24 protein-coding genes are annotated in these 25,271 nt (G+C 67.5%); 15 read left to right on the plus strand and 9 right to left on the minus strand.

The window, feature by feature from the left end; genetic code table 11:
• Positions 1 to 34: 34 nt before the first annotated feature.
• The 11 genes from G8O29_RS05965 to G8O29_RS06015 all read left to right on the plus strand — a co-directional run bounded on the left by G8O29_RS05965 (position 35) and on the right by G8O29_RS06015 (position 12,545).
• A complete protein-coding gene (locus G8O29_RS05965; RefSeq protein WP_166402321.1) occupies positions 35 to 1,057 on the plus strand; it encodes an aspartate-semialdehyde dehydrogenase in 1,023 nt (340 codons plus the stop codon).
• 561 nt (positions 1,058 to 1,618) lie between these two features.
• The gene (locus tag G8O29_RS05970) at positions 1,619 to 2,443 is read left to right on the plus strand and encodes an aldo/keto reductase (protein WP_166402322.1); all 825 of its coding nucleotides are present in this window, start codon (positions 1,619 to 1,621) and stop codon (positions 2,441 to 2,443) included.
• Positions 2,444 to 2,544: 101 nt separating this feature from the next.
• The gene (locus tag G8O29_RS05975; RefSeq protein ID WP_166402323.1) at positions 2,545 to 4,173 is read left to right on the plus strand and encodes a DUF4139 domain-containing protein; all 1,629 of its coding nucleotides are present in this window, start codon (positions 2,545 to 2,547) and stop codon (positions 4,171 to 4,173) included.
• Positions 4,174 to 4,420: 247 nt separating this feature from the next.
• Positions 4,421 to 4,822: a MerR family transcriptional regulator gene (locus G8O29_RS05980; RefSeq protein WP_166402324.1), complete on the plus strand. Its 402-nt coding sequence runs from the start codon at positions 4,421 to 4,423 to the stop codon at positions 4,820 to 4,822.
• A 52-nt stretch (positions 4,823 to 4,874) separates the two neighbouring features.
• Entirely contained in the window at positions 4,875 to 6,650 is a 1,776-nt protein-coding gene (locus tag G8O29_RS05985) for an acyl-CoA dehydrogenase C-terminal domain-containing protein (protein WP_166402325.1), read from the plus strand.
• A 131-nt stretch (positions 6,651 to 6,781) separates the two neighbouring features.
• Complete coding sequence (locus tag G8O29_RS05990) at positions 6,782 to 7,405, plus strand: glutathione S-transferase family protein (protein ID WP_166402326.1); 624 nt, start codon at positions 6,782 to 6,784, stop codon at positions 7,403 to 7,405.
• Positions 7,406 to 7,415: 10 nt separating this feature from the next.
• Positions 7,416 to 8,627, plus strand: coding sequence for an acetyl-CoA C-acetyltransferase (locus tag G8O29_RS05995; protein ID WP_166402327.1), 1,212 nt, complete (start codon positions 7,416 to 7,418; stop codon positions 8,625 to 8,627).
• A 158-nt stretch (positions 8,628 to 8,785) separates the two neighbouring features.
• Positions 8,786 to 9,211, plus strand: a complete 426-nt coding sequence (locus G8O29_RS06000) for a hypothetical protein (RefSeq protein WP_166402328.1) — start codon at positions 8,786 to 8,788, stop codon at positions 9,209 to 9,211.
• A gap of 49 nt (positions 9,212 to 9,260) precedes the next feature.
• Positions 9,261 to 9,653 carry a cupin domain-containing protein gene (locus tag G8O29_RS06005; RefSeq protein ID WP_166402329.1) on the plus strand — a complete coding sequence of 131 codons (393 nt, stop codon included), beginning with the start codon at positions 9,261 to 9,263 and terminating at the stop codon, positions 9,651 to 9,653.
• The gene (locus tag G8O29_RS06010) at positions 9,650 to 10,108 is read left to right on the plus strand and encodes a hypothetical protein (protein WP_166402330.1); all 459 of its coding nucleotides are present in this window, start codon (positions 9,650 to 9,652) and stop codon (positions 10,106 to 10,108) included. The genes G8O29_RS06005 and G8O29_RS06010 overlap by 4 nt, the downstream gene beginning before the upstream one ends.
• 247 nt (positions 10,109 to 10,355) lie before the next feature.
• Complete coding sequence (locus G8O29_RS06015) at positions 10,356 to 12,545, plus strand: 3-hydroxyacyl-CoA dehydrogenase NAD-binding domain-containing protein (RefSeq protein ID WP_166402331.1); 2,190 nt, start codon at positions 10,356 to 10,358, stop codon at positions 12,543 to 12,545.
• Between the two features lie 17 nt (positions 12,546 to 12,562).
• Here G8O29_RS06015 and G8O29_RS06020 read toward each other — a convergent pair whose 3' ends face one another.
• From G8O29_RS06020 to hmgA, 5 genes are all read right to left on the minus strand, one after another.
• Entirely contained in the window at positions 12,563 to 12,763 is a 201-nt protein-coding gene (locus G8O29_RS06020) for a DUF2783 domain-containing protein (protein WP_166402332.1), read from the minus strand.
• 3 nt (positions 12,764 to 12,766) lie between these two features.
• On the minus strand, positions 12,767 to 14,383 hold the full coding sequence (locus tag G8O29_RS06025) for an FAD-dependent oxidoreductase (RefSeq protein ID WP_166402333.1): 1,617 nt from the start codon (positions 14,381 to 14,383) through the stop codon (positions 12,767 to 12,769).
• Positions 14,384 to 14,404: 21 nt separating this feature from the next.
• Complete coding sequence (locus tag G8O29_RS06030) at positions 14,405 to 15,355, minus strand: MBL fold metallo-hydrolase (RefSeq protein ID WP_166402334.1); 951 nt, start codon at positions 15,353 to 15,355, stop codon at positions 14,405 to 14,407.
• 3 nt (positions 15,356 to 15,358) lie between these two features.
• Positions 15,359 to 16,615: a fumarylacetoacetase gene (gene fahA, locus G8O29_RS06035; RefSeq protein WP_166402335.1), complete on the minus strand. Its 1,257-nt coding sequence runs from the start codon at positions 16,613 to 16,615 to the stop codon at positions 15,359 to 15,361.
• Positions 16,616 to 16,681: 66 nt separating this feature from the next.
• Positions 16,682 to 18,043, minus strand: a complete 1,362-nt coding sequence (gene hmgA, locus G8O29_RS06040) for a homogentisate 1,2-dioxygenase (protein ID WP_166402336.1) — start codon at positions 18,041 to 18,043, stop codon at positions 16,682 to 16,684.
• Positions 18,044 to 18,175: 132 nt separating this feature from the next.
• Between hmgA and maiA the strand changes: the two genes are divergently transcribed.
• Entirely contained in the window at positions 18,176 to 18,805 is a 630-nt protein-coding gene (gene maiA / locus G8O29_RS06045) for a maleylacetoacetate isomerase (RefSeq protein ID WP_166402337.1), read from the plus strand.
• Entirely contained in the window at positions 18,802 to 19,266 is a 465-nt protein-coding gene (locus G8O29_RS06050) for a MarR family winged helix-turn-helix transcriptional regulator (RefSeq protein ID WP_166402338.1), read from the plus strand. The genes maiA and G8O29_RS06050 overlap by 4 nt, the downstream gene beginning before the upstream one ends.
• A 5-nt stretch (positions 19,267 to 19,271) precedes the next feature.
• Here G8O29_RS06050 and G8O29_RS06055 read toward each other — a convergent pair whose 3' ends face one another.
• From G8O29_RS06055 to G8O29_RS06070, 4 genes are all read right to left on the minus strand, one after another.
• Positions 19,272 to 20,624, minus strand: a complete 1,353-nt coding sequence (locus G8O29_RS06055; protein ID WP_166402339.1) for an aminotransferase class III-fold pyridoxal phosphate-dependent enzyme — start codon at positions 20,622 to 20,624, stop codon at positions 19,272 to 19,274.
• Positions 20,621 to 21,277: an HAD-IA family hydrolase gene (locus G8O29_RS06060; RefSeq protein WP_207623677.1), complete on the minus strand. Its 657-nt coding sequence runs from the start codon at positions 21,275 to 21,277 to the stop codon at positions 20,621 to 20,623. The genes G8O29_RS06055 and G8O29_RS06060 overlap by 4 nt, the downstream gene beginning before the upstream one ends.
• Positions 21,274 to 22,755 carry an aldehyde dehydrogenase family protein gene (locus G8O29_RS06065; RefSeq protein ID WP_166402340.1) on the minus strand — a complete coding sequence of 494 codons (1,482 nt, stop codon included), beginning with the start codon at positions 22,753 to 22,755 and terminating at the stop codon, positions 21,274 to 21,276. The genes G8O29_RS06060 and G8O29_RS06065 overlap by 4 nt, the downstream gene beginning before the upstream one ends.
• Positions 22,756 to 22,860: 105 nt before the next feature.
• On the minus strand, positions 22,861 to 23,685 hold the full coding sequence (locus tag G8O29_RS06070; protein ID WP_367890131.1) for an IclR family transcriptional regulator: 825 nt from the start codon (positions 23,683 to 23,685) through the stop codon (positions 22,861 to 22,863).
• 88 nt (positions 23,686 to 23,773) lie between these two features.
• Between G8O29_RS06070 and G8O29_RS06075 the strand changes: the two genes are divergently transcribed.
• A complete protein-coding gene (locus tag G8O29_RS06075) occupies positions 23,774 to 24,709 on the plus strand; it encodes a tripartite tricarboxylate transporter substrate-binding protein (protein ID WP_166402342.1) in 936 nt (311 codons plus the stop codon).
• Between the two features lie 21 nt (positions 24,710 to 24,730).
• On the plus strand, positions 24,731 to 25,270 hold the full coding sequence (locus G8O29_RS06080; RefSeq protein WP_166402343.1) for a tripartite tricarboxylate transporter TctB family protein: 540 nt from the start codon (positions 24,731 to 24,733) through the stop codon (positions 25,268 to 25,270).
• Position 25,271 lies beyond the last annotated feature (1 nt).

Here is a 25,271-nt window from a genome sequence, read left to right on the forward strand (position 1 = left end):
GTCCCGCCTTTGGGACGATCAGAGGAGAACCCCGATGGGCTACAAGGTCGTCGTCGCGGGTGCCACGGGCAACGTGGGCCGCGAAATGCTGAACATCCTCGCCGAGCGCGAGTTCCCGGTGGACGAGATCGCCGCGCTGGCATCGCGCAAATCGCTGGGCACCGAGGTCAGCTTTGGCGACAAGACCCTGAAGACCAGGGACCTGGACACGTTCGATTTCACCGGCTGGGACATCGCCCTTTTCGCCGTGGGGTCCGAGGCGACGAAGGTCTATGCCCCCAAGGCTGCCGCGGCGGGCTGCGTGGTGATCGACAACTCGTCGCTCTACCGCTACGACGCCGACATTCCGCTGATCGTGCCGGAAGTGAACGCCGACGCCATCCACGGCTACAGGAACCGGAACATCATCGCCAACCCCAACTGCTCGACCGCGCAGATGGTGGTGGCGCTGAAGCCGCTGCATGACCGCGCAAGGATCAAGCGGGTGGTGGTGGCCACCTATCAGTCCGTCTCGGGCGCCGGGAAGGAAGGGATGGACGAGCTGTGGAACCAGACCAAGTCGATCTACAACCCGGTCGAAGAGGTTCCGGCAAAGAAGTTCCAGAAGCAGATTGCCTTCAACGTGATCCCGCAGATCGACGTCTTCCTGGACAGCGGCGAGACCAAGGAGGAATGGAAGATGGTGGCCGAGACGAAGAAGATCCTCGACCCGAAGATCAAGGTCACGGCCACCTGCGTCCGCGTGCCCGTCTTCGTCGGCCACTCCGAGGCGATCAACATCGAGTTCGAGGATTTCCTCGACTGGCAGGAGGCGCAGGACATCCTGCGCGAGGCGCCGGGGGTGATGCTGATCGACAAGCGCGAGCCCGGTGGCTATATCACGCCGATCGAATGCGTGGGCGAATATGCGACCTATGTCAGCCGGGTGCGGCAGGATTCGACCATCGAGAACGGGCTGAGCCTGTGGTGCGTGTCCGACAACCTGCGCAAAGGCGCGGCGCTGAACGCGGTGCAGATCGCCGAACTGCTGGGGTCGAAGGCGCTGAAGAAGGGCTGAGGGTTTCTTAACCCTGATCGTGGAGGGTCTTGGCTTATGGCCGAGACCCTTTTTCACTGTGACGGCCTGTTGTGGCGGCGGTTTGTGACGCTGTGCCGCGCGCGGGACGAGACGCCCGGAGCCGTGCTGCGCGACCTGGTGGCCTTGAGGTGCAGCGCTGGGAGCGCCGCAGAGCGAGGAGTGCCGAAGGCATCGACGAGCGGCTCCTGCGTCGCGCCTTCGGCTTCTCGTCGCATAGGCGCTGGTAGTCTCCGAGACCTGGGGAGAACTGCAACGGGCGCTTGCCGAACGCGGATTGAAATACGTGCCCGCAGGTGGCGGGTTGAACCTTCTCGACGCCGCCACCGGCATGCCTCTGGCCAAGTCGAGCCAGGTGGGCCCGGCCTGCATGGCCCTTGTCCGCCGCTTCGGCTGCGGCTTTCCGGACCATCCCAACCCCGCAATCGCGGCTCGGGCCCTTGCCCGACCCCAACCCCCGCCCCTGACCCCGACCCGGAGCCCCGTCCCCTTGCGCCTCGGGCGGCCAGGGGCTTACCTGTCCGTACCGGCAGGAGACCCGCGATGACCCCGATGCTTCCCCTGAACGACGGCCGCCAGATCCCGCAGCTGGGCTTCGGCCTGTGGCAGGTGCCAGCTGCCAGCACCGCCGAGACCACGGCCACGGCGCTGAAACTCGGCTACCGGCTGGTCGACGGCGCGGCGATCTACGGCAACGAGGTGGGACTGGGCGAGGGCGTCCGCGCCTCGGGTCTGCCGCGGGAGGACATCTTCGTGACCACCAAGGTCTGGAACAGCGAACAGGGCTTCGACTCCGCGATCCGCGCGGCCGAGGCAAGCCTGGAACGGCTGGGCCTGGCCCATGTCGACCTTCTGCTGATCCACTGGCCCTGCCCGGCCCGGGGCCTTTACCTCGACACCTGGCGCGCGCTGATCCGGCTGCGGGAAGAGGGTCGCGCCCTGTCGATCGGCGTGTCGAACTTCCAGGAGGCGCATCTGGAACGGATCATCGGCGAGACCGGCGTCACGCCCGCCGTGAACCAGGTCGAGATCAACCCCCGCCTGCAACAGCCTGCCCTGCGCGCCTTCCACGACCGCCACGGCATCGTCACCCAGAGCTGGACGCCCCTTGGCCAGGGGCAGAGCTTCGGGGCCGCCCCCGTTCAGGCCGCCGCGCGCCGCACCGGCAAGTCCCCGGCCCAGGTCATCCTGCGCTGGCACCTCCAGATCGGCGCCGCGGTCATTCCGCGTTCGACCCGCGAGGCCGGGCTGCGCGAGAACCTGGACCTCTTCGACTTTGCGCTGACCGAGGCGGAGATGGCCGCGATGGCGACGCTGGACGAGGGCCGGCGCTGCGGTCCCGATCCGGCACAGTTCGACATGGCCTGACGCGCGCCGGGACGAAATCCCTGCGACGGGTATCCCGGCCTTGCCCGGACTGCGGCATCGGGCTTACCCTTTCGGCCGATGTCGATCGAAGGGCCCCGCCGATGCGCGCATTTCTTGCCGTTCTCCTCGCCTTCACCGCCCTGCCCGCCTGTGCCGACACCATCGCGGCAACCAGCCGGATCACCGCCGTCACCGTCTATCCCGAAGGCGCAAGGCTGACGCGCGAGGTGACGTTCAGCGTGCCTTCGGCGGGCAGCCACGAGCTGCTGGTCACCGACCTGCCCTCTGACAGCGACCCCGGGATGATCCGGCTTGCCCCTTCGGAGAGTCTGCGGCTTGGCGCCTTCAACCTGCGCGCCGACCGTCTACCCCCGCGCGAGGACCCGCTGACCGAGGACCAGAAGGCCGCCAAGGCCCGGATCGAGGCCGCGCAGACCGCCGCCGACACCGCGCAACTGGCGCTGGAGGCGGTGACGGCTCGGGTCGAGGCGGCAGAGGCGCAGGTGCGGTTCCTGTCATCCTTCTCTGGCGCCTTGCCGGACGGGGCGACGCCCGAGACGATCAGGGCGATGGCCGGGATGATCGGGGCCGAGACGCTTGCCGTCCGTCAGGCCGCGCTGGCGGCGAAGGCGGATCTTCCTGCGGCGCAGAAGGCCGTGACCGAGGCACAGGAGGCGCTGGTCAGGGCGCAGGCGGCCTATGACGCGCTGCCCTCGGCGGACATGGACTATGCCGCGCTGTCGGTGGCGGTCACCGCGCAGGAGGCGGGCGAAGCGACAGTGACGATCACCCAATATGTCGGCAACGCAAGCTGGCAGCCGGTCTATGACCTGAACCTGACGCGGAAGGGCGGCGACAGGCTGACCCTCGACCGTTCGGTCCTGGTGACGCAGCACACCGACGAGGATTGGGACGGGGTGGCACTGACCCTGTCGTCCGCGCGGCCCTCGGAACAGGCGGCCCCCTCGCAGCTTTGGCCAGAGTTGCGCAGCATCTGGCCAGAGGACGCGCCGGAAGGTCTGGCGCGCAAATCGCGGGGCGACGCGGACATGGCGATGATGGAGGCGCCGGTGTCCGAAACCGCCCCGTCGGTCACGGCCGGCGTGGCGCTGGAGGGTGACACCGTCGTCTACAACTACCCGGTGCCGGTGACCGTGGCTGCGGGCGCCGAAGACCTTCGGCTTGCCCTGGACAGCCTCGACTTCGTGCCGGTCGTGCAGGCCGTGGCCGTGCCCCGGCTGGACCGGACGGCCTTCGTGATGGCCAGCTTTACCAACGCCAGCGACGAGCCGCTGCTGCCCGGTCAGGCGATGCTGCTCCGCGAGGGCGTGCTGGCCGGCCAGACCTGGCTGGACGTGGTCGCTCCGGGGGTGGAGACGAAGGTGGGGTTCGGCGCGCTTGAAACGCTGCGGGTCAAGCGCGAGATGCCGAAGCGCGCGGGGGGCCAGACGGGGATCTTCGTCAGCGCCAACCGGCAAAGCGAAAGCGCGGTGATCACGGTCGAGAACACCGGGGCAGAAGCCTGGCCGGTGCGGATCCTGGATCAGGTCCCCTACAGCGAGCAGGACGACCTGGAGATCGCGGTGACGGCCAGTCCCAAGGTCACGGAAACCGATGTCGATGGCCAGCGCGGCATCCTCGCCTGGGACTTCGCGCTGCCTGCGGGGGCCAGGCAGACGATCACGCTGGAACAGGTTCTGACCTGGCCGGAAGGCATGGTCCTGCGCTGACCGGGGACAGGATTGCAGGACTGCTGGCCCGGCTGTCAGACCGGGACCCGGCCTTTTCCGCTGCCCGTTCCGCTGCCAGTCCCGCTCCCTCTGCGTCAACCGGAACGATTTCAGGACGAAGTCTGACTTCACGTCAGGCGCGGTTCTGACGTGACGTCACAGTGACGTTAACGTCAACTCCTCTGGTAATCCTGTAGGCAGGTTCGCATCTGCGGCGGCAGTGATGCTTCCAATGACGAGTGCGACCATGACGACTGGAACACCGAGTGACGTGATGACCATCCGCGAGATGTGCGAGAGCTACAACGTGACCCCGCGCACCCTGCGGTTCTACGAGGCCAAGGAACTGCTGCACCCGATCCGCATCGGGACGCGGCGCCTGTTCACCCGGCGCGATCGGGCGCGGCTGGTGCTGATCCTGCGCGGCAAGCGCTTCGGCTTCAGCCTCGAGGACATCCGGCAGACGCTGGACCTTTATGACCGCGACGGCGGGGTGACCGCCCAGCGCCAGCGGGCCTTTGAGCTGGCGGTGAAGCGGCTGGCCGAGATGGAGGCGCAGCGGGCCGAGCTGGACCTGGCGATCGCCGAGCTGAAGGCCGAGCTGGCGGAGGCCGAAGCCAAGGGCCTGGTGCCCCGGCACGCGGCCTGAACGACCCGCGCCCCGTCCGGGGCGCGGCACCTGAAGGGAAGAGGAGAGAGGAATGCCCAGCTATACCGCCCCCGTGAAGGACATGCAGTTCCTGCTGCACGACCTGTTGAAGGTCAGCGAGGCCGACATACCTGGCTACTCCGACCTTGACCGCAGCTTCACCGTGGCCGTCTTCGAGGAGGCCGCCAAGGTGGCGCAGGACGTGCTTGCCCCGCTGAACACGGTGGGCGATGTCGAGGGCTGCGTGCTGGAAAACGGCGTCGTCCGCACGCCCAGGGGGTTCAAGGCGGCCTTCGACACGCTGCGCGAGGGCGGCTGGATGTCGCTGGACGCGGCGCCCGAATACGGCGGGCAGGGGCTGCCTTACCTCATGCACACCGCGGTGAACGAGACCTTCGTTTCGGCCAACATGGCCTTCAACATGTATCAGGGCCTGACCCATGGCGCCTATTCGGCGATCCTTGCGCACGGGACCGAGGAGCAGAAGCGGAAGTGGCTGCCGAAGCTTGTGACCTGTGAATGGACCGGCACGATGAACCTGACCGAGCCGCATTGCGGGACCGACCTCGGCCTGTTGCGCACCAGGGCCGAGCCGCAGGCGGACGGGTCCTACCGGATCACCGGGCAGAAGATCTTCATCTCGGCCGGGGATCACGACATGGCCGAGAACATCGTGCATCTGGTGCTGGCCAAGGCCCCGGGCGGCGGCGAGGGGACGAAGGGGATCAGCCTTTTCATCGTGCCGAAGTTCCTGGTGAATGATGACGGCACGCTTGGCGACCGGAACGCGGTGTCCGTGGGCAAGGTCGAGCACAAGATGGGCATCCACGGCAACGCGACCTGCGTGATGAACTACGACGGGGCGACGGGGTATCTGCTGGGTGAACTCCACAAGGGCATGCGCGCCATGTTCACCATGATGAACGAGGCGCGGCTGGGCGTGGCGCTGCAAGGCTATGCCGTGGCCGAGGCCGCCTATCAGAACGCGCTGGCCTATGCGAAGGACCGGCTGCAAGGCCGCGACGTGACGGGGGCGAAGAACCCGAACGGCCCGGCCGATCCGCTGATCGTGCATCCCGACATCCGCCGCAACCTGATGGAGCAGAAGAGCTTTGTCGAAGGCGCCCGCGCGCTGACCTACTGGGGCGCGACGCTGATCGACCGCTATACCCGCACGGGCGACGCCGCGGTCGAAGGGCTGGTCAGCCTGATGATCCCGGTGCTGAAGGGGTTCCAGACCGACAAGGGCTTCGAGATGGCAGTACAGGCCCAGCAGGTCTTTGGCGGGCACGGCTATATCGAGGAATGGGGCATGTCGCAGTTCGCCCGCGACGCCCGGATCGCGATGATCTACGAAGGCGCGAACGGTATACAGGCGCTGGATCTGGTGGGCCGGAAGCTCGCGCAGGACGGCGGCAGGCATGTGATGGCCTTCTTTGAAATGGTGAAGGCCGAATGCAAGGCGCATGAGGGCGACGAGCGGATGACGGGCTTCGTGGAGGCCTTGAAGACCGCGTCGAAGCAGCTGCAACAGGCGGGCATGTTCTTCATGCAGAACGGCATGAAGAACCCCAATGCGGCGCTGGCCGGGTCCTATGACTTCATGCACATGATGGGCCATGTCTGCCTGGGCCTGATGTGGACCCGGATGGCGAAGGCTGCCTATGAGGCGCTGGATGCCGGTGCCGCCGACCGTGATTTCTACGCGGCGAAGATCGCCACGGGCCGCTTCTACATGGCCCGGCAGCTTCCGGCCTGTTCCATGCATCTGGCCCGCATCGAAAGCGGGGCCGATCCGGTCATGGCGCTGGCCGCCGAGGCGTTCTGAACCGGGCCGCTCGTCGTTGACTTCGTCACACCTCGCCGGGGTTGCCCCCGGCGATGCGCCGAAGTCGCATCAGGAGGCTTTCCGTCCGGCGCGTGGCGCGTAAGGGTAGGAGGGGACAAGGGAGGACGGTGATGAAGCTCTACTGTTTCGGCGAAAGCGGCAACGCCTACAAATGCGCCCTGGCGCTGGAGATGGCCGACCTGGACTGGGAGCCGGTCTTCGTCGATTTCTTCAAGGGCGAGGCGCGAAGCGCGGAGTTCAAGGCGATCAACGAGATGGGCGAGGTCCCGGTGCTGGTCGACGGCGACACCACGCTGACCCAGTCGGGGGTGATCCTGGATTACATCAGCTCCAAGACCGGCAAGCTGGGGGGCCGCTCTGCCGCAGAACGGCGCGAGGTGCTGCGGTGGCTGTTCTGGGACAACCACAAGCTGTCCACCGCCATCGGCACCACCCGGTTCCTGATGAACTTCCTGCCCCCCGAAAAGCGCCCCGAGGCGGTGATCCCCTTCCTGCAAGGCCGCCTGAAGGCCGCCTATACGGTGCTGAACGACCACCTCGACAGCCGCACCTGGATCGCCGGAGAGGCCGTGACCATCGCCGACCTGTCCTGCTGCGGTTACCTTTTCTACCCCGAGCCCTTCGGCTTTGATCGCACCGACTGGCCGCACATCGACCGCTGGCTGGACCGCATCAGTGCGCTGCCCGGCTGGAAACACCCCTACGACCTGCTGACGCGGGCCTTCCCCGCCTGAGGAGACCACCATGACCGATGCCTTCATCTACGACGCCGTCCGCAGCCCCCGCGGCAAGGGCCGCCCCGACGGCAGCTTGCACGAACTGACCTCGGTCGCACTGTCGGCCAAGGTGCTGAACGCCGTGAAGGAGCGGAACGGGCTGGAAGGCCACGCGGTCGAGGATGTGATCTGGGGCAACGTCACCCAGGTCGGCGAACAGGGCGGCTGCCTCGCAAGGTCGGCGGTGCTGGCCTCGGATCTGGACGAACGCATCCCCGGCCTGGCGATCAACCGCTTCTGCGCCAGCGGGATGGAGGCGGTGAACCTGGCGGCGAACCAGGTGAAGGGCGGGGCGGGGCATGCCTATATCGCCGGCGGGGTCGAGATGATGGGGCGGGTCCCCATGGGCTCGGACGGGGCGGCGATTGCCGTCGATCCGACGCTGGCCATGAAGACCTACTTTGTCCCGCAGGGCATCAGCGCCGACATCATCGCCACCGAATTCGGCTTTACCCGCGACCAGGCCGACGCCCTGGCGGTGGAATCGCAGCGCCGCGCGGCGGTGGCGTGGGAGGAAGGGCGGTTCGCGAAATCCGTCCTGACGATCAGGGATCAGAACGGCCTGACCATCCTGGACCGCGACGAATACATGCGCCCCGGCACCGACATGCAGGCGCTTGGCGCGCTGAAACCGGCCTTCAAGGAGATGGGCGAGGTGATGCCCGGCTTCGACAAGGTCGCGATCATGAAGTATCCGCACCTCGAGAAGATCAACCACATCCACCACGCGGGCAACTCCAGCGGCATCGTGGACGGGGCGGCGGCCGTCCTGATCGGCAGCGCCGAGTTCGGCCGGGCCCACGGGCTGAAACCCCGCGCCCGCATCCGCGCCACGGCGAAGATCGGCACTGACCCGACGATCATGCTGACCGGCCCGGTCCCGGCGACGCAGAAGATCCTGAAGGACTCGGGTCTGACGATCCGCGACATCGACCTGTTCGAGGTGAACGAGGCCTTCGCATCCGTGGTGTTGCGGTTCCAGCAGGCCTTCGACGTCGATCCTGCCGTGGTCAACGTGAATGGCGGGGCGATCGCCATGGGGCACCCGCTGGGGGCCACGGGGGCGATCATCATCGGCACGCTGCTGGACGAGCTGGAGCGGCAGGACAAGGAACTGGGGCTGGCGACGCTCTGCATCGCCAGCGGCATGGGCGCGGCCACGATCATCGAACGGGTCTGATCCGATGCGCTGCACAGGCAAGTTCGGCGCCATGCGAGAGGTGCAAGGCCGCCTTGCTGTCGCATCCGGTGCACCCGATGTCGCAATCCTCCGTCGCGACGGAGCTGATTCTCCCATGATGGGCGCTTCTTCAAATCGGTTTGGGTGGCACTCCCGTCATGCATTCACATATCGCTGCGCATCTTCGCTTTCGTGGAGAGCTGCTTCTGGCGGGCCGGATCGAGGCGCTTCTGGACTATTACGCCTTTCCGCTGCCCATCTTCCTGCCGGCCGAACGTCTGCTTCTGTCGGGGCGGCCGGAAGCGCGGCTGTTCCTTTCGCTGCTGCGGCAGCGCTTGCTGCGGGATGGGGTCGCCGCGTTGCGGCCAGAGGTCAGGGCCGTCGAACTGCCCCGCGCCGGTCGGTTCCGGGTCTGGGCCGACTGGAACGAGCTGACGCTGGCGGGCGAGGCGGGGCGGTCGTCCTCGGCGGTCTATTTCTGCCGCGCCACCGCGCTTGGACCGCAGGTCGAGATGGTGAACTATACCCGCGCGTCGATGCCCGACCTGGCACAGCAATTCGAGGCTCTGGCGCTTTCCGCCTGACGCGGGGGCCTCTCCGGCCGGGCGGCGCCCAACCGGAAGGAGACCCCGCATGCCCGTGATCGACCCCGCGAAGGTTCCGGTAAAGACCGGCTCGATCTATCCCGAACCCTATGCCGGCATGATGAAGGGCCGGTCGTCGCTTCGGCACTGGCACTTGAACGAGGACGAGTTCGTGATGGTGACCGAGGGCGAATGCACCCTGGTCCAGGACGCGGGCGAGACGGTGATGCGCCCGGGCGACTGCGCGGCTTTCCCGGCGGGCAGCACGGACGGACACCATTTCATCAACCGCTCCGACCGCGTGGCGCGGTTTCTGGTCGTGGGCACCAAGGCCCCGCGCGAGGTGGCGACCTATTCGGATGTGGACCTGCGGGTCGAGATCGAGGGCGGCAAGGCGCGGTTCACCTATCGCGACGGCCAGGATTGGACAGGCCCGCGATGAACGCGCTGGATATCTATCAGCAAGCCCTGAATGCCGTCTCGCAAACCGTGCTGAACGGCGATTTTGACGGCTATGCACGCAGGATCGACCTGCCCTATCTGATCCATACCGAGACCGCGCGGCTTCTGGTCACGTCTGGCGACGATCTGCGCCCGACATTCGACACCCTGCACCAGACCCTGAAGGATCTTAATGTGACTCATTACGAAAGGGTTGCCCGCGAAGCCGAGTATGTCGATTGCGACCGTATCGAGGGCTGGCACCACACGCATCTGATCTCGCACGGCGAGCGGGTGGCCTGCCCGCATGCCTCGCGCCACGCCATCGTGCGGCGCGGTGAGGTCTGGCTGTTCTCGGAGGCGCATTACCAGATCAGGGCCGACCGCTGGCCGATCACCCGCGACGTGCTGCTGGCGCAGTTCGGCAGGCGCTTGAGCCCGAGGGATCTGACGTGAACCCGGAGCCTGACCTCTGCCCGCGCATGACCGCCCGGCCCGACCCGCGGCCCCGGCCTGCGGGACGCTCGGCGCCTGACCGCTGCTGCGACCGATCCATAACCCGTTTCCGCGGCGCCGGGCGGCGGCCTCGGGACGCGATGACCTGCCCTGAAGACGATCTGCACCAATTGCGCCGGAAGGGACCCTGCACCTTGCCGCACAAGGCGGGCACCCCCTCATCCGGCTGGCCCAAGGAGACGAACCGATGACCGATTTCACCATGACCACCGATGCCGAAGGTGTCGCCACGATCACCTGGGACGTCCCGTCCAGATCGATGAACGTGATGTCCACCGAGGCTTTCGCGCTGTTGTCCGATCTGATCGACCGGGCGCTGGCCGATCCGGGGGTGAAGGGGATCATCCTGACCAGCGGCAAGAAGGATTTTGCCGGAGGGATGGACCTGAACGTTATCGCAGGCATGCGCGCGGGCGGGGCACAGGCGATCTTTGACGGCGTGATGCAGATGCACCAGGTCCTGCGCAAGATCGAACGCGCGGGCATGGACCCGAAGACGCTGAAGGGGGGCAAGCCCATCGTCGCCGCCCTGCCGGGCACGGCGCTGGGGATCGGGCTGGAACTGCCGCTCGCCTGCCACCGCATCATCGCGGCTGACAACCCCAAGGCAAAGATCGGTCTGCCCGAGATCATGGTCGGCATCTTCCCCGGCGCCGGCGGCACCACGCGCCTGGTGCGCAAGCTGGGCGCGATGATGGCGGCACCCTTCCTGCTGGAGGGCAAGCTGGTGTCTCCGAAAGAGGCGAAGGGCGCGGGCCTGATCGACGAGGTGGTGGCGCCCGAGGACCTGCTGGCGCGGGCGAAGGAATGGGTCCTGTCGGCGACCGACGCCGATCTGGTGAAGCCCTGGGACCAGAAGGGCTACAAGATGCCCGGCGGCACGCCCTATCACCCGGCGGGTTTCCCGACCTTCGTCGGGGCCTCTGCCATGGTCCTCGGCAAGACGATGGGCGTCTATCCGGCGGCGAAGGCGCTGCTTGCGGCGGTCTATGAGGGCGCGCTGGTGCCCTTCGACACCGCGCTGCGAATCGAGGCGCGGCATTTCACATCCGTGCTGATGAACCCCTCGTCCGCGGCGATGATCCGCAGCCTGTTCATCAACAAGGAGGCGCTGGAGAAGGGCGCGAACCGGCCGAAGGTCGCGGATCAGTCCGTGAAGAAGCTGGGCGTGATCGGGGCGGGGATGATGGGGGCGGGCATCGCCTATGTCAGTGCCAATGCGGGGATCGAGGTGGTCCTGATCGACGCGACGCAAGAGGCCGCAGATCGGGGCCGCGCGCATTCCGAGGGGCTGCTGGACAAGGGCATGAAGCGCGGCAAGGTCACGGCCGAGAAGAAGGCCGAAGTGCTGGGCCGGATCACCGCCACCACCGATTACGCCGCGCTGTCAGGTGCCGATCTGGTCATCGAGGCGGTGTTCGAGGATCCGAAGGTCAAGGCCGAAGTGACGGCCAGGGTCGAGGCCGTGGTGGGCGCCGACTGCATCTATGCCACGAACACCTCGACCCTGCCGATCACCGGCCTTGCGAAGGCCAGCGCGCGCCCGGAACAGTTCATCGGCATCCACTTCTTCAGCCCGGTGGACAAGATGAACCTGGTCGAGATCATCCGCGGCAAGGCGACCGGCGAACGCGCCGTCGCCAAGGCGCTGGATTTCGTCCGCCAGATCCGCAAGACCCCCATCGTCGTCAACGACGCGCGGTTCTTCTACGCCAACCGCTGCATCATCCCCTACATCAACGAAGGCATCCGCATGGTCGCCGAAGGGGTGGAACCGGCGCTGATCGAGAATGCGGCAAAGCTGGTGGGGATGCCGCTGGGACCGCTGCAACTGGTGGACGAGACCTCGATCGACCTTGGCGTGAAGATCGCCAAGGCGACGAAAGAGGCGATGGGCAAGGACTACCCCGACGAGGCGGTGGACCATGTGCTGTTCTGGATGGCCGATCAGGGCCGGCTGGGCCGCAAGTCGAACGCCGGGTTCTACGCCTACAACGACAAGGGCGAGCGTCTGGGTCTGTGGGAGGGCCTTGCGCACAAGTATCCGCTGGACAAGATGCAGCCCTCGCTGTCGGACGTCCAGCACCGGATGCTTTTCGCCCAGGTGCTGGAGGCGGTGCGCGCGCTGGAGGACGGCGTGCTGACCGACATCCGCGAAGGCGACGTGGGCGCGATCCTCGGCTGGGGCTTTGCGCCCTGGTCGGGCGGGCCGTTCTCGTGGCTGGACATGATCGGCGCGCCCCGCGCGGTCGCGATCTGCCGGGGCCTGACAGCGCAGTTCGGGCCGCGGTTCCATGCTCCCGCGCTTCTGCGCGAGATGGCCGAGAAGGGCGAAACCTTCTACGGCCGCTTCGCGGGCGAAAAGGCCGCTGCCTGACGCGAGCCTGACGGCTGTCAGTCGGACGTCGAACCCGGGTCGCGGGCCAGGCGCAGCGCCCTGGCCAGCACGGCATGGTCGCCGATGTGGTTCATCAGGATCAGGATCAGCCGGGCGTTCAGCGCATGGCTCTCCGCCTCGCTCAGGCCCTCGTGCGTGGCGATCAGCGCGGCATAGGTTTCGTCCGGGCTGGTCAGGTTCGGGGTGGTGATCAGCATGGGTCAGCCCTTTCCGATGGCACGGGCAAGCGCGGCCGTGACGGCGCTTTCGTCGAACCTGTCCCAGCGGGCGGCGACATGCTGGTCCGGGCGGATCAGATAGACGGCCGAGCGCGCCTCTCCCAAATAGCGGGCGGTCAGTTCCGGCGTGGCGGTCAGCGCCAGGCGCGCTACGGTCAGGCCGTGGGCGTCCAGGCTGTCGGGCGCGTCGGCATCGATCGTCATCAGCGTGAAGCCCCGCCCGAGACGGTTCAGCAGCCAGCCATCCGCCACCGGCGCATCCGGGCAGGGGCTGCCGGGACGGGTGCGGGCGGGCATCGCGGGAAGATCCGGGCCGTTCAGCGCCGAGCCGTCATAGGTGCAGGGCACCGAAAGCCGGCCCGAGTTCACCACGGTGCGGGCGAAGGGCAGATGTTCGGCCAGCGTCAGCACCGCGTTGCGGAACAGCTTCGACACCGGGGTCTTGGGCGTGATGAAATCCGTCGCCCGGGTAGAGTTCAGGATGTTCTCGTCGGCGCCGAAGACACGTTCGGCATCATAGCTGTCCAGCAGCGTCTCGGGCGCGGTGCCGTCCAGCACCAGCGCCAGTTTCCAGGCCAGGTTGTCCACGTCCTGGATGCCCGAATTCGCGCCCCGCGCGCCGAAGGGGCTGACCTGATGCGCCGAGTCGCCCGCGAACAGCACCCGGCCATGGCGGAACCGCTCCATCCGGCGGCACTGGAAGGTGTAGATCGAGCACCAGTCCAGCTCATACTCCACATCCGGTCCCAGCATCGCATCGACGCGGGCGCGGATGCGGGCCGGCTCCAGCTCCTTCGCGCGGTCGATGTTCCAGCCCAGCTGGAAGTCGATGCGCCAGATGTCGTCGGGCTGCTTGTGCAGCAGCGCGGAATCGCCCGACTTGAAATGCGGCTCGAACCAGAACCAGCGTTCGGTCGGGAAATCGGCCTTCATCTTCACGTCGGCGATCAGGAAGTTGTCCTCGAACACCCTCCCGTCGAAACTGAGCCCCAGCATGCCCCGCAAGGGGCTGCGGGCGCCGTCGCAGACGATCAGCCAGTCGGCCTGAAGCTGGTAGGGTCCGTCCGGCGTCAGTATGTCCAGCGTCACATGATCATCGGCCAGGCTGACGGCATCGACGCGGTTCCGCCCCCGCAGCTCGATCGGCGCGCCTTCGGCCTGCGCCGCCAGGATGGCGTCGTGCAGGAACTTCTCGAACCAGGGCTGTTGCAGGTTGACGAAGGCCGGGAAGGCATGGCCGCCCTCGGGCAACAGGTTGAACTCATACAGTAGCCGGTCGTCGTGGAACACCTTGCCGACGTTCCACTGCACGCCCTTCTCCAGCATCGGCCCCGCCGCGCCCAGCCGGTCGCAGATCTCCAGCGTGCGCTTTGCAAAGCACAGCGCCCGGCTGCCCAGCCCCGCGCCTTCGTGGTCGTCCAGCAGCAGCACCGGCACTCCGCGCCGGCCCAGGTCCAACGCCATGGCCAGGCCGACCGGGCCGCCGCCCACGACGATCACCCGGTGGCGGATCGGCGTGGCGGCATCCTGATCGGGCGACCGCTGATAGGGATAGAGGCGGAACGCCAGCGCGTAGCGTTCCGGAAGGCGTTCGGTCATCTGCTCCTCCCTCAGCGGTTCTCAGCCCTGAAGCGCCGCCCACATCTCCAGATCGCGCTGGGCGGTCCAGATGCGGGGATGGCCGATCCCGCGGGCCTCGTCATAGGCGCGGGCGACGTTGAAGGGCAGGCAATGTTCGTAGATGGCGTAGTCCCGGAACTTCGGATCGCATTCCGCCCGGCAGGCCTCCCAGGCTTCCTTCAGGGTGCCGTTGCGAGCCGCGACACGGGCCACGGGCCGGTAGGTCGATTCCACGAAATCCTTCGTCCGGTCCAACGCCGCGTTCACCGCCGCACGGCCCACCACCGCATCCCCCCTGCCTGGAGCGATCGCGTCCAGATCATAGGCGCGGATCGCCTCCAGCGTGCCTCCCCAGTCGGCGAAATGGCCGTCGCCGCAATAGCAGGCGGAATGCGCCTCGACGATGTCGCCGGTGAACATCACGTTCTGGTCAGGGACATGGATCACCGCATCGCCTGCGGTATGGGCGCGGCCCAGTTGCAGGATGTCCACCCGCCGATTGCCCAGCCAGACCGTCATCTTCCCGTTGAAGGTGGTGGTCGGCCAGGTCAGGCCGGGGATGTCCTCATGCCCCTGGAACAGGCGGGGAAAGCGCTGGAACTCGCTGTCCCAATCCTCCTGCCCGCGCTCGGCCACCATGTTGCGCGCGGCTTCCGACATGATGATCTGCGGGGCCTTGAAGGCCGACGCCCCCAGCACCCGCACCGCGTGGTAATGCGTCAGCACGAGGTGAGAGATGGGCTTGTCGGTCACGCTGCGGATGCAGTCGATCACCTTCTGCGCGAGGCGGGGCGTGGCCTGCGCCTCGACTACCATCACAGACTGATCGCCGATGATGACGCCCGAGTTCGGGTCGCCCTCGGCGGTAAAGGCGTAAAGGCCCTCGCCGATCTCGGTGAAGCTGATCTGCTTCCCGCTCAGGTCGCCTTGGGATGCGAAAGCCTTGGCCATGGTCTAGGTCCTTGCATAGGGGTCTTCAAGCGCGGGCAGCACCTTGCCGGAGCAGTCGCCGAAACCGATGGTGTAGCCATCCCCGCGGCACCATCCGCGCAGGGTGAGGGTGTCGTTGTCCTCGATGAAACTGCGGCTGCCGCCCGCGATCACGATGGGTTCCTTGCCGCCCCAGGACAGTTCCAGGAGGCTGCCGCGGCTGTCCTTCGTCGGCCCCGAGATCGTGCCCGACCCCAGCAGGTCGCCGGTGTTCATCGGGCAGCCGCAGGTGGTGTGATGCGCCAGCTGCTGGGCGGCCGAGTAATACATCTCGGCGTAATTGGTCCGGGCGATCACGGTTTCCGTCCCGCCTTCCGGCGTCAGCCCGACCTCCAGCGCGATGTCGTACAGCATCGGGCGCGGCTCGTGCAGGTAGGGCAACAGCGGCTTCTCCCGCGCAGGCGTCGAGGTGCGGAACGGCTCCAGCGCCGCGCGCGTCACGATCCAGGGGCTGATCGTCGTCGCCGTGGCCTTGGCCTGGAAGGGCCCCAGCGGCTGATATTCCCAGGCCTGGATGTCCCGCGCCGACCAGTCGTTCAGAAGGACATAGCCGAAGATCATCGCGTCCGCCTCGGCCACCGTCACCGGGCCTTCGGACGGCAGTCCCACCACCGCGCCCAGTTCCAGCTCGATGTCGAACCGGGCCGAGGGCGCAAAGCGCGGCGCGGCATCCTCCGGCCCCTTCAGCTGCCCCCAGGGCCGACGCACCGGCGTGCCCGAGACCACCACCGACGACGCCCGCCCGTTATATCCGATGGGGATATGCAGCCAATTCGGCGGCAGGGCATTCTCGGCCCCCCGGAACATGGTGCCGACATTGGTCGCATGGTGCCGCCCGGCGTAGAAATCGGTGTATTCGCTGACCAGAAACGGCATGTGCAGGGTTGCACCGGCCAGAGGCACCAGGAAGGGCGCGACAGCCGCCCTCTCGGCCGCTCCTTCCGCGAGCAGGGCGGTCAGCCGGTCGCGCAGGGCGGCCCAGACCGCCGGCCCGGCTTCCATCAGGTCGTTCCAGAACGGCACGTCCAGGAAGGGGCCACCGGACAGGGCAACAAGCCCCGCCTCCTCCAGCCCCGCCACATCCAGCACGAAATCCCCGATGGCCACGCCGCAGCGCGGATCGCCGCCCGGCATCGAGAACACGCCGCAGGGCAGGTTGTTCAGCGGAAACGGATGGTCCGGCGCATTGGCGCTTTCGACCCAGGATCGCAGCAGCGGCATCTGCCCTCTTTCATCTGTCCGAAAATATCCCGGGGGTCCGGGGGCTGGCCCCCGGTCCGCCGCCTGTCACTTGACGCCCGGCGTCCCGTCGAACTTCTTCTCCAGCGACCCCCAGCAGTCGATGTAGTCCTCTTGCAGATGGCCTGCCTGTGCCGCGAAGGGCGTGAGGTGCTGCGGGAAGCGGGTCTCGAACATGAAGGACATGGTGTCCTCCAGCTTCTCGGGCTTCAGCGCGGCGTTCGAGGCGCCCTCGAAGGCCGTCTTGTCCGGCCCGTGCGGCAGCATGCAGTTGTGCAGGGACATGCCGCCGGGGACAAAGCCCTTGGGCTTGGCATCATAAACGCCATAGATGTTGCCCATCAGTTCCGACATGACGTTCTTGTGGTACCAGGGCGGACGGAAGGTGTTCTCGGCCACCATCCAGCGTTCGCGGAACAGGACGAAATCGATGTTCGCCGTCCCCTCGACGCCAGAGGGCGCGGTCAGCACGGTGAAGATCGACGGATCGGGATGGTCGAACAGGATGGCGCCCACCGGGCAGTAGGTCCGCAGGTCGTACTTCACCGGCGCGTAATTGCCGTGCCAGGCCACCACGTCCAGCGGCGAATGGCCGATCTTCGTCTCGTGGAACTGGCCGCACCACTTGACGGTGACGGTGGACGGCACCTCCCGGTCCTCGAAGGCCGCCACGGGCGTCTTGAAGTCGCGGCGGTTGGCCATGCAGTTGGCGCCGATCGGCCCGCGGCCGGGAAGCTGGAACTTCTGCCCGTAGTTCTCGCAGACGAAGCCCCGCGCCGGACCTTCCAGCACCTCGACCCGATAGACCAGCCCGCGCGGCAGGATGGCGATTTCCTTCGGCTCCAGGTCGATGATCCCAAGCTCTGTGCAGAACCGCAGCCGGCCCTCCTGCGGCACGACCAGCAGCTCGCCGTCGGCCGAGAAGAAATATTCGTCCCGCATCGAGGTGTTGACCAGATACATGTGGCTGGCCATGCCCGTCTGGGTGTTCACATCCCCCGCCGTGGTCATCGTCCGCATGCCGGTGATCCAGGTCAGCGGTTCGTCGGGCACCGGCAGCGGGTCCCAGCGATACTGGCCAAGGCTGACGATGTCCGGGTCGATGCAAGGCGCCGATTTCCACAGCGGCACGTCGATCTTGCGGAAGCGGTGCGTGTGCTTGACGCTCGGCCGGATGCGGTAGCACCAGGTACGCTCGTTCTGATGGCCGGGCGCGGTGAAGGCCGTGCCCGACAGTTGTTCGCCATAAAGCCCGTAGTTGCATTTCTGCGGGCTGTTCATCCCCTGCGGCAGCGCGCCCGGCAGCGCCTCGGTCTCGAAGTCATTGCCGAAGCCAGGCATGTAGCCCTCATGCGGGCCGGCGATGGATGCGGCGCGGATCATGCCCTTGGGAAGGGAATGGCTGGTCATTTGCACCTCCTTTTGGCGGGGTGGCATCGGGGACTCGGATCCGCCCTTGCCTGGGCGGTGCTTTTGGTCTTGTATAGTTGCTAATGCAACCAAGTCAAGAACAAGTTGCATCTGCAACGAACTGGAGACACCATGCCCGAGACGGTGCTGTATGATTACTGGCGGTCCTCGGCCGCCTACCGGGTGCGGATCGGGCTTCACCTTCTGGGCCTGCCCTTCCGGGCGGTGCCGGTCGATCTGACGGCGGGGCAGCAGCGCGGCCCGGACAATCTGGCGCGCAATCCGCAGGGTCTGGTCCCGGTGCTGGAGATCGACGGGCTGCGCCTGACGCAATCGCTGGCGATCCTGGAATACCTGGACGAGACGCGGGGCGCGGGCTGGCTGCCGGGCGATGCCGCCGCGCGGGCCGAGGTGCGGGCCATGGCCCATGCGGTGGCGATGGACACCCATCCCGTCTGCAACCTGCGCGTGGCGCAGCACGCGGTCTCGCTGGGCGCGACGATGGAGGGCTGGATGCGGCATTTCATCCCCCTGGGCCTTGCGGGGCTGGAGGGGCTGATGCAGCGCCATGCCGGGGGACGGTTCAGCCATGGCGACGGGGTGACGCTGGCCGACCTGTGCCTTTTGCCGCAGATCTACAATGCCCGGCGCTGGGGGGTGGACCTTGCCCCCTTCCCGCGGGTGGCCGAAGTCGCGGCGGCCCTTGAGGCTCTGCCCGCCTTCCAGGCGGCGCATCCCGACCGGGCGAGACCCACGCCATGACCGATCCGGCCGACGATTTCGATTTGCAGGACTTCCTGCCTTACCTGTTGAACCAGGCGGCCGAGGCGACCTCGCGCGGGTTTCAGGCGGCCTACCGCGACCGCTATGGCTTCACGCGCACGCAATGGCGGGTCATGGCCAATCTGGGCAAGTTCGGCGCGATGACCGCGCGCGACATCTGCGCGATCAGCCATATCGAGAAGACCAAGGTCAGCCGCGCCGTGGCCGCGCTGGAACAGGCGGGCCTCCTGTCCCGCGCGCCCAGCGCGACCGATCGCCGCGCCGAGCTGTTGTCGCTGACGGGGCAGGGTCGCGCGGTCTTTGCCGAGCTTGGCGGGCTCGCGCTGGCCTTCGACCGTCAGCTGCGCGCCGTGCTGGGCACCGAGGATGCCGAACGGCTGGTCAGCCTGCTGCGACGGCTGGCCCAGGCCGTCCCGCCGGGCGCGGGCGCCGAGGACTGACCAGGCTAGATCGCCGAGAACCCGGCCTCCAGCGCGGACAGGATATTCGCCACATCGGTCTCGGACACCACCAACGGCGGTGACAGGATGATGTTGTTGCCCGAGACCCGGACCATCACCCCCGCCTCGTAGGTTGCGCGGTGCACCTTGCCGATGGTCTTCTTGTCGATGGGGGTCTTGCTGCCACGGTCCGCGACCAGTTCCAGCGCGCACATCAGCCCGTGCCCGCCGCGGACATCGCCGATGACCTCGTGCCGCGCCATCAGCGCCTGCAACCCGGCGAACAACTGCGCCCCGCGCGCCCCGGCATTCAGCTGGACCTGAAGCCGTTCCGTCTCGCGCAGGCAGGCGATGGCCGCCGCCGCACCCACCGGGTGGCCGGAATAGGTATAGCCCGACCCGATGGCGCCGCGGCCGCTGGTATCCTTCTCGAACACCTCGGCCACGCCTTCCGACACCATCACCGCGCCGAACGGGAAATAGCCGTTGGTGATCGCCTTGGCCGACACCAGCAGGTCCGGCCGCACCCCCCAGTGGCGCGAGCCCGTCCAGCCGCCCGTCCGACCGAAGGCCGTGATGACCTCATCCGCAATCAGCAGGATCCCGTGTTTCGAACACAGCGCCCGCACCCCCGGCATGAAGCTTGCATGCGGCGGGATCACCCCGCCCGCGCCCAGGACCGGCTCCATGATGAAGGCGGCGATAGTCGAGGCGTCCTGGAACATGATCTCGTCCTCGATGGCCGCCAGGCACAGCTGCGCCAGCCGTTCGGGGTCGGTCTCGTTGAAGGGGTTGCGGTAGGTATAGGGCGCAGGCGTGTGGTAGCATCCCGGCATCAGCGGCTCGTACTGGGTGCGGAAATTCGCGTTGCCGTTCACGGATGCCCCCAGCGTATGCGTGCCATGATAGCCCTTCTTCAGGCTCAGGAACTTGACCCGCCCGGCCTCGCCCCGGATCTTGTGATACTGCCGCGCCAGCCGCAGCGCGACCTCCACCCCGTCCGACCCGCCCGAGGTATAGAAGGCGCGGCTCAGCCCGTCGGGGGCGAAGAAGGCGGCCAGCATCTCGGCCAGCTCGATCACGTTGTCGTTCGTCGTGCCGCGGAAGATCGAGTAATAGGGCAGCCGGTTCAGCTGCGCCGTGATCGCGTCCTTCACCGGCTGGCAGGAATAGCCCAGGTTCACGTTCCACAACCCGCCCACCGCGTCGATGGTGCGGTGGCCGTCCACGTCGATGATCTGAACCCCCTCGGCCTCGACGATGATGTCGGGCGGGTTGGCCAGACTGTCGGCCGGATGCGCCATCGGGTGCCACAGGTGCCGGGCGTTGTGTTCCTTCAGGAAGTTGGCATCCTTCATCGGGCGATCTCCTGGTCAAGCAAGGCAAGCGCCCGGGCGTAGCTGGCGCCGGGCCGGGTGACGTCGAAATGGACGAAGGGCATGCCGACGGCTGCGGCGCCCGTCAGGTTCCGCGCCTGGTCGTCCACGAAGACACAGGCGGCGGCGGGCAGGCCCAGCCCCTCGATGACCATCGCGAAGGCGCGCGGGTCGGGTTTCAGGATGCCGGTGTGGGTGGCGTCCACGATCAGGTCGAAATCGGCCAGAAAGGGCAGCTTCGCGCGGAAACCGGCGCCGTAGAACAGGTCCAGCTCGTTCGACAGGATCGCCAGCCGGTGCCCCCTTTCCCTGGCCTCCGCAATGGCCGACAGTGCCTCGGGCCGGATCACTGCCGCCGGATCGGCGCCCCGGACGCGGCCGACGAACTGGGGAAAGGCGGTCCAGTCTTCACCTACCAGCGCGCCGGTTTCCCGCATCCGCAGCGCCCAGTAGTCGCGTTCGGTCATCTGGCCCGCCTGCATCGCCCGCCAGGGCGCGTCCGAGGCCGGGTCGAACGGCCCGCGCCAGGTCAGCGTGCCCGGGGCAAGGCCCAGCGCGGCCTCGGACAGGGCGTGCGTCTCGAACAGGGTCTTCGAGATCACCCCGCCGAAATCCAGCACCAGCGCGCGGGTCACAGCTTCACCCAGGCGGTCTTGAGGTTCAGGAACTTGTCGAAGGCATGCAGCGACTTGTCGTGCCCGTTGCCGGACTGGCCGACCCCGCCCAGGGGCACCGTCAGGTCAGACCCGCCATAGGTGTTCACATGCACCAGCCCCGCCCGGATCGCCCGCACCATGCGATGCGCCCGCGACAGGTTCGCGGTCCAGACCGCGGCGGCCAGGCCATAGTCGGTGGCATTGGCCAGGGCCACCGCCTCGGCCTCGGTGTCGAAGGGGGTGACGGTGACGACCGGACCGAAGACCTCCTCGCGGAACACCCGGTCCCCGGGTTCGGCATCGGCGACGATGGCGGGCGACATGTAGTAGCCGCCGGTCTCCTGAAGGATCCGCGCGCCGCCGATCACCTGCCGTCCGGCCGCGCGCGCCTCGGCCACGAAGGCAAGGTTCCGGTGCAGCTGGCGTTCCGAGTTGACCGCCCCGGCCTGGGTGGCCAGGTCCAGCGGATCGCCGACCTTGATCGCGGCGGCATGGGCGGCAAGCTTCTCGACAAAGCCTTTGTGGATGCTGCGTTCGACCAGGATGCGCGAGCCGGCGATGCAGACCTGACCCGAGTTGCGGAAGATGGCATGGGCAGCGACCTTTGCCGCCTCGTCCAGGTCGGGCGCATCGGCAAAAACGATGTTGGGAGACTTGCCGCCCAGTTCCAGATAGACGCGCTTCAGGTTCGACCGGGCCGCAGCCTCGACAAGGCGCCGCCCGGTCGCGCCCGATCCGGTGAAGGCCAGCACATCCACCTGCATCGATTCGGCGATGGCCGCGCCCACCACCGTGCCTTCTCCGGTGACGACGTTGAACACGCCCGGCGGCAGGCCCGCCTCCAGCCCCAGTTCGGCCAGGCGCAGCAGCGTCAGGCAGGCGGTCTCGGCCGGTTTCAGCACCATGGTGCAGCCGGCCGCCAGCGCCGGAGCGATCTTCCAGGCGCCGATCATCAGGGGAAAGTTCCACGGCACGATGGCGCCGACCACGCCGACAGGCTCGCGATGGACCAGGCCCAGGAAGGCCGGGTCGGTGGGGGCGATTTCGCCTGAGAGCTTGTCGATCGCCTCGGCATAATAGCGGAGCGTCGCCGCCGCCGAGAGCGGCTCGGCCTTCAGCGCCATGCCGATCTCGGTCCCGTTCTCGCGCACGCCCAGGACGGCGATCTCCAGCGCCCGGGCCTCGATCAGATCGGCCCATTTCAGCAGGACCTTCCTGCGCGCGGCGGGCGCAAGGCCGGACCAGCGGCCATCGTCGAATGCGCGGCGGGCGGCGGCGATGGCGGCATCGGCGTCGGCCCTTGTGCTGCGGGCGCAGGTGGTGAGCTGACGGCCGTCGATGGGCGAGACGACCGGCATCGTGCCCCCGTCCGAAGCCGGAACGCGGCGACCGTCCACAACGTGCAGGGCCGGTTCCAGCCGTTGCGCACGCAGGCTGTCGATCTGGGATTGGGTCATGTTGGTTCTTTATTTACACCAGCGGTTCATATATTGCGCCCAGGAAGGGATTCGGTCAACCCAGCAAGCGCAAGGGCGGTCCAGATGCCGGGCGCGGATGGCGGGTCAGGCCGCGCCGAAGCGCGCAACTGCGGCGCGGAACGTGGCCGGCGGACGGCCGCCGATGCCCGCGTTCAGCGTCTCGGCCTCGGCGAACAGCGCGGCGATGATCTGGCGGCGCAGGTCGTTCGTCATCCGGTGCGCCGGCACCGCGACCGCAATCGCCCCGGTTGCCGTTCCGTCGGTGTCGAAAACCGGCATGGCGATGCCATAGACATCGTCCTCGTTGGTCTGGTCGGCCTCGGCATAGCCGGTCAGCCGAACCTCTTGCAGCCGCGCGCGGATCACCTCCGCATCGGTGGGCGTGCGCGAGGTGCGGGCGGCCAGCGGCTCGGCCAGCAGCCGGTCCACCAGTTCGGGGCGCGAGAAGGCCAGGACTGCCAGGCCCGATGCCGTGCTGTGGAACGGCAGGATCTCGCCCGCCACCAGCGAGACCCGGCTGCCCCGGCTGGCCTCGCAGACCCCGATGGTCGCCAGCGCCCGGCCCGAGATCAGCGAGGCATGCGCCGTCTCGCCGATCTGCGCCGACAGCGCCTCCAGCGACTGTTGGAAGACCGACGAGACCGGAAAGGCCGTCTCGCGCACCCGCGCCAGCCGCAGAACGCCCGCGCCCAGCCGGTAAAGCCTTGCATCGCCGCGCTTTTCCAGAAGGCCGTGGTCGCACATGACCGCCAGCATCCGGTGCACGGTCGCCTTGTCCACGCCCGACCGGCGGGCCAGTTCGGACAGGCCGATCTCGGGCTCGGAATCCGAAAAGTAATCCAGCAGAGACAAGGCTTTGGCTACCGTGCTTGACAAGATGTGACCCCCAACTTCCGCCCGGACCAACAAACCCGCGCCAAAAAACGTTGACGCAGCGTGCTGATGGTCCTAAGATTTGAACCAATGGTGACAATAATGAACCGATGGGAGGTCGTCAATGCCGAAGTTCAAGCCTGCCCTGCTTGCCCTGCTTGCATCCAGTGTCGCCGCACCGGCCCTGGCCGAATACCCCGACCGGCCGGTCAGCTTTGTCGTGCCCTTCCCGCCCGGCGACCTTGAGGACGTCCTGACCCGCATGATCGCCGAGGACTTCCAGGCGAAATACGGCGTCGCCGCGGCGGTGGTGAACAAGCCTTCGGAGGGCGGGCCCTTCCCCGGCGCGGCCGAAGTCGCGGCTGCCCCGGCCGACGGCTACACCATCGGCTCATTCGTGGTGGACATCCCCGTGGTCGGCCCCGATGTCGGCGTCCCCGGCCTGAACCCCGACCCGTTCGAGCCGCTGGGCATCTTCCTGACCTATCCCTTCGTCATCGCGACCTCGGCCGACAAGCCCTATTCCACGATGGCCGAACTTGCCGAACACTCGCAGTCCGACCCGCAGCTTCTGGGCCATTTCGGCGCCTTCCTTCTGCCGACGCAGGCGACCTTTGCCGCGGCGAAGGAACTGGGCTTCGAATGGGGTGGCGAGGCGTCCGCAGGCGCGCTGGACTGCAATTCGCTGGCCTCGGGCGACTTCGATGTCATCAACACGACGATCCAGCAGATTCTGCCCTGCCTTGACAGCGTGAAGATCCTGGCCACCGTCACCGAAGGGCCGATCTCGGTGGTGCCGGACGCGCCGACCCTGGCCTCGGTCGCGCCGGACCTGAACATCTCGCTGTGGAACGGGCTCTTTGTGCACAAGGACACGCCGGCCGATGTGCGCGAGAAGATCATCGCATCGGCGAAGGAAACCATGGCCTCGGCCCGTGCGCAGGAGCTGGCAGCGCAGACCGGCGCCATCGTCTACTGGATGGATGCCGAGGCAGCGAAGGCGCGCATCGCCTCGGACATTCAGGTGTCGGGCCGCATCGCCGGCATGCTGGAACAGTAGGCGCCGGACGGGATCGGCCGGATGCGCGAAGGGCCCGAGGACCGCCCGCATGTCTTTCCCCAAGGCCGCCGGCCGGGAGAGATCCTGTTCGTGACGCTGACGATGGCAGTGGCGGTGGCGCTGCTGGCCGCGATCCCCTGGCAGACGACCTGGCTGCCGGGCAAGGGGCTGGCGGCGCAGCCGCGCTTCTGGCCCGCGCTGTCGCTGGGGGGCGTGGTGCTGTTCGGGTTGATGAATGCACTGTCGCGGCTGCGCGTGCCCCGCACGCCCGGCCGCTGGCAGGAGGCCGCGCTCTGGCTGCGCTCGCTGGAGTTCATCGGCTGGTACATGCTGTACGTCATTGCGATTCCGCTTATCGGCTACCTCGGCGCGACGCTGGCCTTCTGCACCGGGATCGCCCTGCGCACCGGCTATCGCGGGCGCGCGGTCTGGATCGCGGCGGGCTTCGGCCTGTTCGTCGTCCTGTTCTTCAAGACCGGGATGAACGTGAAGATCCCCGCGGGCGCGATCTACGACTTCGCCCCCGGCAGCCTGCGCTACATCCTGATCCGCTATTTCTGAG

The organism is Rhodobacter calidifons (assembly GCF_011174775.1).
GTDB lineage: Bacteria > Pseudomonadota > Alphaproteobacteria > Rhodobacterales > Rhodobacteraceae > Tabrizicola > Tabrizicola calidifons.